This is a genomic window from Plesiomonas sp. (genome assembly GCF_051650925.1).
GTDB lineage: Bacteria > Pseudomonadota > Gammaproteobacteria > Enterobacterales > CAMTGL01 > Plesiomonas.
Genome location: NZ_JBOFRH010000089.1, coordinates 1 through 1360 on the forward strand (window position 1 = coordinate 1; position 1360 = coordinate 1360).

2 protein-coding genes are annotated in these 1360 nt (G+C 43.9%); both read right to left on the reverse strand.

Annotated features, from left to right (window positions below; all coding sequences use genetic code 11):
* On the reverse strand, positions 1–452 hold a 452-nt coding region (locus ACRC27_RS02000; protein WP_438639066.1), incomplete at its 3' end, for a hypothetical protein.
* A 6-nt stretch (positions 453–458) separates the two neighbouring features.
* Positions 459–1360: ABC transporter substrate-binding protein (locus ACRC27_RS02005; protein WP_438639067.1), on the reverse strand; the 902-nt coding region annotated here is incomplete at its 5' end.

The following is a 1360-nucleotide window of genomic DNA, read 5'->3' on the forward strand; positions in this document are numbered from 1 at the left end:
GCTTCCTCTATTGCGTCATAGTGGAGGGCATTGATCAAATCACGCGCTTTAACCAATTGATTAGAGAGCGCAATCTTATGCTTAATCAATTTACTTTGTTCAAAAGTCAGGGCTTTGACTTTCTGATTAATGGCGCGCAGGTGAGTATCTTGCGTATCCGTTAGATTCTCAAGTTCAGCGACTACGGTATTAATTTTATGCTCTTTTCTAATGATATCTGTAATTGCGGAAGCGTTAGAGATATCCGCCACCAATAAAAGCAATTGGTTGCTTCGCGTATCGATTTCATGTTGAGCATTAACGGCACTAATGTTACTGGCTAGTGTGGTCGTGATGTTATTGGATAAGGACGACCAGACAAAATAGCCGATACAGCCTGTTATAAAAGTCAGTGATGATTGTAATAGGCAAAACAGCATGAGCCGTTTTCCTAACGGAAAGTGTGCCAGCATAATCAGTTACTCTATGGTACGCAGTATATCTAATGCTTTATCGATATTGAGCCGAAATTTTTTCTCGAGTGATTCACTGAACATGACTCGCTCATGGGATTGAGGCGGCAGGTTCGCGAGTTGCAATACATGGGCCGATTCTGACTGTGCCTGAGTAATAATCGGAGTAGAAAGTAGCTGTTTTGCTTGCGTAATTTTATGTTGTTCTGCGGAAGTTAGATGCCGTTTTTCTTTCTGATGAATATCTCCCCACACTTGTTGCAATATCGGCGTATGTGCCACGATCGTTTTATCAAACAGTAATTTTACCAAATTGCTCCGCTTAAGCATCAACGTCTGATCGACAGAGTAGGTTTTTTCGGGTGATTGCTCACTGGTTTGTATCGCGTGTTTTTTAAACGCCCGCATCGCATGGCGTTCATCGGTGGAAAGCTGTTGCAAATAGGCTAAGAAATCGTGAGTCGCTGCTTTATTCGCACTATTGTGGATGACGCCATAATAAACCGGAATGATCGGCCCTTTGCGGATCGGACGATAAGTGATGTATTTGAGTTTATCTTGTTGCTTGAGTGCGTAGCTATCAATGACGGGGCCAACACCGACAACGCCACGGGATACACTTTCAGACACGCCAAAACTGCGCGCTGACACGCCGCGTAAATTAGCGCCGATCTCTAACAATAATTGCCACCCAGCATCCCAGCCGTATTGTTGTAAGATACTTTCGACCATAATGTGCGTTGTGCCGGAGCGTGAGGGCGAGCTCATGGTGATATGGCTATGAAATTCCGGTTTTGCCAGCGCCTGCCATGTGTCTGGTGGCGTAATATTGAGCTTTTTGAGATATTCTTGATTATAGATAAACACGGTTTCTGAATAGGCGAACGGAATAAAAGATAGAGTGCTGT